Below are 6,665 nucleotides of genomic sequence, written 5' to 3' on the forward strand. Positions count from 1 at the left end.
AGCCTGCACAGCGATGCGATCCCGGCGTCGCTCAGCCCCCGTGCAGATGTCGTGCACCCCAACAAACTCCACGACCGGCAGCGAGGCGGGCAGGTCCAATCAACCAATCACTCACCGAACCACCGGCGCATCAGGCAACTCGTTGGCGTGAGCGGTGCCGGCGCCCCGCCTGGGGAAATGCACCGCCTGTTTGGCCGACACCGCATCCACCGCCTGCGCCAGGCCTTCTTCGTAGCGGCCTTCGCGCAGGTGCACCGCCAGTTGGGACACCAGCGCCTCCCATTCGCCCGGCGCCACGCTGCGCGCCAGGCCGCGGTCGGCGACGATCTCGATGGCGTGCTCGGGCACCAGCAGGTAGATCAGCACGCCGTTGTTGTGCTCGGTGTCCCACACGCGCAGCTTGCTGAACAGCATGAGGGCACGTTCGCGGGCGGTGGCGTCGCGGTGCAGGTAGCTCCAGGGCAGCGCGCCTTCTGCGCAGATGCGGATCTGCCCGGTGTGCAGCTGCTCGCTGGCCGCCACGCGCGCCGACAGGCGTGCCAAGGCGGCGTCGGGCAAGGCCCGGCGCACATCGCCCTCCTGCCAGCGGTGCATGGCCAGGCGCCGCAGCGCGCGCAAGGACCGGGAAAGAGACAGGGCCAAGGCCATGGCTACCACCCCCCGGAGGCACCGCCCCCGCCGAAGTTGCCACCGCCGCCCGAGCTGAAGCCGCCGCCCGATCCACCGCGCGACCCCCCGCCGAAGCCGCCCCCGCCGAGGCCTCCCAGGCCCCCGAGCCCACCGCCCCAAGGGCCGCCAGAGCCGCCCTGGCGCATGGTGGTGCGCCGGCCTGCGCCGGCCAACAGCGTGAACAACAGGCCCGCCACACCGGCAAGCCCCGCCAGCAGCACACTGGACGTGAGCACAAAGGCGCCCACGCCCGCCGCACCGCCCGTGACGACCGAGCCGAATGCGCTGCCAAACATCGAGCGCGCGATCGGCCCGCCGACCAGCACGCCCATCACCAGCATGATGGCGGCCTCGCCCCAGCCAAAGCCCGAGCCGATGCCTTGGCCCGGCGCTTGCTGTGACTGTGGCGCTGAAGGTTCAGGCAGCGGCTCGTGCGCAATCAGTGCACCCAGTTGCGTGGCCGCAGCCTGCAGACCGCCGGCAAAGTCGCCAGCACGAAAGCGCGGCTGCAGGGTGCCGTCGATGATGCGCGCCGCCGATATGTCGGGGATGGCGCCTTCGAGCGCCTTGGCCACTTCGATGCGCATCTTGCGGTCGTCCTTGGCCACCAGCACCAGCACGCCGTCGCCCACGTCGCGGCGCCCTATCTTCCACTGGTTGGCCACGCGGTTGGCGTAGGCGGCAATGTCCTCGGGGGCGGTGGTGGGCACCATCAGCACCACCACCTGACTGCCCTGGCTGGTCTCCAGCGCGGCCAGCTGCGTTTCAAGGGCATCGCGCTGCGCTGCACTGAGCGTGCCCGTGCCATCCACCACATGGCCGGTAAGGGCCGGCACCGGCTGCACGGGCGCCTGGGCCCCGGCGCAGAGTGCCCCCAGCAGCAGCGTGGCGGCAACCACGAGGTGGCGCCAGGAGGCGTTGGCGTGCGGCATGGGCCCGCAGCTCACGGCTTTTGGGGGGTGGACGAAAAATCCACCGTGGGTGGGGTGGATATCTGCGCCTCATTAGGCACGGCCATCGGCGGCTTGGGCGCGTAGCTGAACACCTTGGCCGTGATGTTGGTCGGAAAGCTGCGCGCCAGGGTGTTGTACTGCTGCACGGTGTCGATGTAGCGGTTGCGCGCCACGGCGATGCGGTTCTCGGTGCCCTCCAGCGTCACGCGCAGATCGCGAAAGCCCTGGTTGGCCTGCAGCGTGGGGTAGCGCTCGGACACGGCGATCAAGCGCGACAGCGCGCTCGACAGCTCGCCCTGCGCCGCCTGGAACTTGCGCATGGCCTCGGGGTCGTTGAGGGTCTCGGGCGTGACCTGGATGGCGGTGGCCTGGGCGCGGGCCTGCACCACGCGGGTCAGCGTCTCCTGCTCGAAATTGGCCTCGCCCTTCACGCTGGCCACGATGTTGGGCACCAGCTCTGCGCGGCGCTGGTACTGGTTGAGCACCTCGCTCCACGCGGCCTTGGACTGTTCGTCCAGGCGCTGAAAGTCGTTGTAGCCGCAGCCCGTGAGTGCGAGGGCGGCAGCAAAGGCAAGAAGGATGGCGGTGAGGCGTTGGATCATGTTCGTAGGCCGTGGGCAAGACAGCGCCCGGCGGCGAATCGAACATAGGCCATTCTCACGCGGCGACGTGTAGGAGCGGGGCTATTCCCAGACCTGTGGACACCAAGTCAGCGACACCACGTGCTGCTACCTCGACCTGAACGTGTGCGCGAACGACATCGCCTTGTCCATGGCGCGGGCCTTCGAGCGGCTAGCCCATCACCGCCGAAAGTCATCCCACGCCGGCACCAGCGAAACCACAGCCAGCAGCACCGCGACCGGGATCGTGAAGCCGTAGCCGAACGCCTCGAACCCGAAGGCACCCGATATGCCGCCCAGCAGAAATGCCAGGAACAGCCCGCCCAGCACCTTCATGCGCTCGCGGTCGGCACGCACCCGGTTTGCGGCGCTGCGGTCGGCGTTCCAGTACAGCAGCTTGCCCAGCTCGATGCCCAGGTCGGTCACGATGCCGGTCATGTGCGTGGTGCGGATCACCGCGCCCGACAGCTTGGTCACCACCGCGTTCTGCAGGCCCATGATGAAGCACAGCAGCACCACCGTGAAGGGCAGCAGCAGCCCCTCGAACGACGCCAGGCGGGCCCCGAGCAGGCCGAAGCAGAGGATCAGCACCGACTCCAGCAACAAGGGAAGGGCGTACTCGCTCGCCATGCCCTTGCGCCGGGCAAAGTTGACCAGAACGGCGCAGCACATCGCCCCCAGCAGAAACGACAGCACGGCCACGATGCCATCCACCACCAGCCCGAGCTGGCCCAGGGCCAGGTTGTCGGCCACCGCCGACACCATTCCGGTGACGTGCGAGGTGTACTGCTGCACCGCCAGAAAGCCCCCGGCATTGATGGCCCCGGCCACAAAGGCCAGGAACCAGCCCAGCTGGCGGTTGGACGCCGCCGTGCGGTGGCGGCCCACCAGAAATCGGGCGTAGTTGGTCGGCATCAGCTCCTGTCCTTCAGCGGAAAACCATGCTTGGCGGTATGCGATTGGAACACCTCGGGCAGAAGAGCAAGCTGGCCGGCACGCGGGCGCTCAGGCATTCAGCGCCTGCAGGGCCTCAGGGGGCGGGCCCCCTGCCCTGCTGGCGGGCAACAATCTCCTCCTCGACATCCGGCAGCCGCTCCTTGCCGAAGAAGAGCGCATCGCCGACCAGAAAGCTGGGCGACCCGAAGGCGCCGGCATCGCAGGCGCGCTGGGTGTTGGCCATCAGCTGCGCCTTGACGGCCGGGTCTTGCGAGGCGGCCAGCAGGGCCGCCACGTCCAGGTTCGCGGCGCCGAGCACCTGTGCGATCTCGGCGTCGTCGGCCATGTTGCGTCCGTGCTCCCACATCGCGGCATACACCGCCTCCACGTAGGCGGGCAGCACGCCCAGCTGCTGCGCGGCGCACGCACCGCGCATGATCTTCAGGGTGTTCACCGGGAAGTGCGGGTTGTGCCGATAGGCCTGCAGCACATGCCGCACCCTGAACCTCTCCATCTCCAGCCGGTCGTAGGCCAGCTTGTGGGGAATGTGGGCGAAGGCCTCTGCGGGGGAGCGGTTGTTGGTGAGCTTGAAGAGGCCGCCCAGCAGCACGGGGACGTACGCGAACCGGGTGCCGGTGCGCTGCTCGATGGCGGGCAGCACCTTGTGGCACAGGTAGGCATTGGGGCTGCCAAAATCGAAGAGGAACTCGGGTTGGACAGCCGCCATCACCACTTCTCCCCAAACGGACGCAGGTCCATCTCATGGGTCCAGGCATCGCGCGGCTGCAGGTGCAGGTCCCAGTAGGTCTGGGCGATGGACTCAGGCCGCATGAGCTGGTCGGGTTCGAAGGTATCGGTGCCATCGCGCTCCTTGCGCCGGGCGCGCACCCACTCGGTGTCCACGCCGGCATCGATCACGAGGTGGGCCACGTGGATGTTGGCAGGCCCCAGTTCACGCGCAGCGCTTTGCGCCACCGCCCGCAGGCCAAACTTCGCAGCGGCGAACGCGGCGTACCCGGGCCCGCCGCGCAGGCCGGCGGTGGCCCCGGTCAGCAAGATGCACCCCTCCTTGCGCGGGAGCATGAGGCGCGCCGCCTCGCGCGTGCTCAAAAAGCCTGCATAGCAGGCCATCTCCCAGACCTTGCGGAACACCCGCTCGGTGGTGTCGACCAGCGGGTAGTTCACGTTCGCGCCCACGTTGAAGACGCACACCGCCAGCGGCGCAATCTGTTCGGCCTCGGCCAGAAAGGCGGTGACTTCTTCTTCCTTGCGGGCATCCAGAGACCTGCCGATGCACTGGCCTCCCTGGGCCGCGATCTCGTCCACCAGCGGCGCCAGCTTGTCGCCATTGCGCCGGCCGGCCACCACGGTGTAGCCGCCGGCGGCAAAGCGGCGCACGATGGCCGCGCCGATGTAGTCGCCCGCGCCGATCACGGCGACCGTCTTGTTCCTCGGGGCGACGGGTTGGGGTTCATTGCCCATGGCATGCCTCCTTGGCGGGTAGGTGTTGGCGCAGCTTGGTTGCAGCGGTGGTGGCCTGCAACGCGGCCTGCGCAGGGCGCGTGCAGGCCAGGGGATCGGAATCTGTGATGTGCATCGGGTCTCCTTGTCCGTTTATTTTTTGAACTCACAAAAATAGTACGTTTGAAAATTGAACCCGTCAACCGTAGAATGCCTGACATGAAGTGGACAGAACTGGAGGCCGAGCCCTGCTCGGTGGCGCGAACCGTCTCGGTGATCGGCGACCGCTGGACGCTGCTCGTGCTGCGCGAGTGCTTTCTCGGCGTGAAGCGCTTCGAGGAGTTTCAGGAGCGGCTGGCCATATCGCGGCCCATGCTGGTGGACCGGCTGCACAAGCTGGTCGAGGCCAAGGTCCTGAAAAAAGTGGCCTACCAGCAAACACCCACGCGCTACGACTACCGCCTCACGCCCAAGGGCCTGGACCTTCATCCGGTGCTGATGGCCATCGTCCACTGGGGCGACATGCACATGGCGGGCAAGGAGGGGCGCCCCCTGCTGCATCGGCACACGGGGTGCGGGCACCTGTTCGACCCGGTGACGGTGTGCTCCGAGTGCAGGGCCGCGCTGTCTGCGCGCGAGGTCACGGTAGAGGCCGGGCCCGGCGCGCAGGACGCGGACCACGCGCACCGCTGACAAGAGCAAACGCCTGCTTGGTCATCGGCGCGGGGCTGTGAATGCAACAACATCAACACATGAGGACAGGGCTTTGAACAACATGCGCCGTTTGCTTGCAGCCGGTATTGCCGCCGCCATGGGCTTGAGGGTGGCTTCGGCCCAGAAGTCCGACGCGGGCCCGCCCGGCGGCAAGGCCGCAGCACCGGCGGCCGAACCGGCGGTGCAGCCGCGCCACGTTCTGTGCTTCCTCGGTAAAAGTGCCAACCAGGCGCAGCTCAAGCAGGCCGTGGCAGGTGCAGTGCGTGAGTTCGCGACCGGGTTCAGTGTGGACGAGGCCTATTCCACGCCCGAGCATGACGAGCGCATGCCGAAGTCTTTCGCGGTGAGCCGTGATCGGGTTGCACCCAACGCATGGAGCGCCGCAGACGACAAGGCGGTCGCCAGCCACCGGTCCGTGCTGTATGTGCTGGGGCCGCGCATGAACCGGCAGAATGCCGTCCAGGTCTCCATGGGTGCACTGCTTCTGGTGGGCCACCTGATCGATGCCGGGGCCGTCGCCGTGAAGGGCGAGAGCGCCGGCATCGCGCATGGGCTCGATCGATGGAAGGCGCTTGTCCGCCAGGGCGCCGAGGCCATCAAGGCCGATGACCTGCAGGCACAGCGCCGCATTGGCCGGCTTGCATTCGCCAAGCGCCCGCTGTCGGATGCGGGCTATCTGGAGAGTGTCGGCTTTCACCTGGTCGGCTTGCCAGAGGTGTATGTGCCGCAGTCGCTCGGAACCGAGCTGCAGGTGGTGGCCCTGATGGACGCCGTGGCCGACGAGATGGCACAGCGCGGCGTTGCAGAGGTGATCAAGCAGCGCCGCGCCACGCACTCGCTCGCCTCCACCTATGAAGAGGACGATTTCAAGTTCAACCCGTATGGAATCGTCAGGGTGGCCCGATAACTTCGCGTCGAGCTCTTGCGCAGCTGCGCCGATGTCCGACACAGTGACGTCTAAAAGGTTTCGTAGCATTGGCGGCAGTACCACCCAGTCCAACCATTGGATGCAGTGGCAGCTGGCCGAACATCGATCAAGATGCGAAACATTTCCCAATCATTCAGGTTCATCCGAGCCGCCCGAGCGCCCATCAAGTCCCAGGCCAGCGCAGCCACGGATGCGCTCAGCGCGATCTCCGTCTGGCGCGCGTTGGATGGCGACAGAAGCATCCGGGTGCTGGTCGATGAACGCGAAGATGTCCTGGTGGCAGAACTCACATTCACCCAAGGGCATCTGGAGGCTGCGATGAATGATCTCTCGGAGCTTTGCGCGGAAAACGGAATTGACCGCGAGTTGATCGCACAGACGAGG

10 protein-coding genes are annotated in these 6,665 nt (G+C 67.3%); 3 read left to right on the forward strand and 7 right to left on the reverse strand.

Features of this window, described 5'->3' with window-relative positions; all coding sequences use genetic code 11:
- Positions 1–111: 111 nt before the first annotated feature.
- From QYL93_RS28715 to QYL93_RS28745, 7 genes are all read right to left on the reverse strand, one after another.
- Positions 112–594, reverse strand: a complete 483-nt coding sequence (locus QYL93_RS28715) for a TPM domain-containing protein (protein ID WP_305746874.1) — start codon at positions 592–594, stop codon at positions 112–114.
- Between the two features lie 56 nt (positions 595–650).
- Entirely contained in the window at positions 651–1,601 is a 951-nt protein-coding gene (locus QYL93_RS28720; RefSeq protein WP_305746875.1) for a YgcG family protein, read from the reverse strand.
- 11 nt (positions 1,602–1,612) lie between these two features.
- On the reverse strand, positions 1,613–2,224 hold the full coding sequence (locus tag QYL93_RS28725; RefSeq protein ID WP_305746876.1) for a LemA family protein: 612 nt from the start codon (positions 2,222–2,224) through the stop codon (positions 1,613–1,615).
- Between the two features lie 198 nt (positions 2,225–2,422).
- Positions 2,423–3,157 carry a YoaK family protein gene (locus QYL93_RS28730; protein ID WP_305746877.1) on the reverse strand — a complete coding sequence of 245 codons (735 nt, stop codon included), beginning with the start codon at positions 3,155–3,157 and terminating at the stop codon, positions 2,423–2,425.
- 115 nt (positions 3,158–3,272) lie between these two features.
- The gene (locus QYL93_RS28735; RefSeq protein ID WP_305746878.1) at positions 3,273–3,905 is read right to left on the reverse strand and encodes a 2-hydroxychromene-2-carboxylate isomerase; all 633 of its coding nucleotides are present in this window, start codon (positions 3,903–3,905) and stop codon (positions 3,273–3,275) included.
- Positions 3,905–4,660, reverse strand: coding sequence for an SDR family NAD(P)-dependent oxidoreductase (locus tag QYL93_RS28740; protein WP_305746879.1), 756 nt, complete (start codon positions 4,658–4,660; stop codon positions 3,905–3,907). Before QYL93_RS28740 ends, QYL93_RS28735 begins: the two co-directional genes overlap by 1 nt.
- Entirely contained in the window at positions 4,650–4,775 is a 126-nt protein-coding gene (locus QYL93_RS28745) for a hypothetical protein (RefSeq protein WP_305746880.1), read from the reverse strand. Before QYL93_RS28745 ends, QYL93_RS28740 begins: the two co-directional genes overlap by 11 nt.
- A gap of 83 nt (positions 4,776–4,858) precedes the next feature.
- Here QYL93_RS28745 and QYL93_RS28750 point away from each other — a divergent pair, with 83 nt between their 5' ends.
- The 3 genes from QYL93_RS28750 to QYL93_RS28760 form a co-directional block, all read left to right on the forward strand.
- Entirely contained in the window at positions 4,859–5,332 is a 474-nt protein-coding gene (locus QYL93_RS28750) for a helix-turn-helix domain-containing protein (protein ID WP_305746881.1), read from the forward strand.
- Between the two features lie 82 nt (positions 5,333–5,414).
- Positions 5,415–6,260, forward strand: a complete 846-nt coding sequence (locus QYL93_RS28755; protein WP_305746882.1) for a hypothetical protein — start codon at positions 5,415–5,417, stop codon at positions 6,258–6,260.
- 132 nt (positions 6,261–6,392) lie between these two features.
- On the forward strand, positions 6,393–6,665 hold a 273-nt coding region (locus QYL93_RS28760; RefSeq protein ID WP_305746883.1), incomplete at its 3' end, for a hypothetical protein.

Source organism: Acidovorax sp. A1169 (assembly GCF_030704685.1).
Taxonomy (GTDB): Bacteria; Pseudomonadota; Gammaproteobacteria; order Burkholderiales; family Burkholderiaceae_C; genus Acidovorax.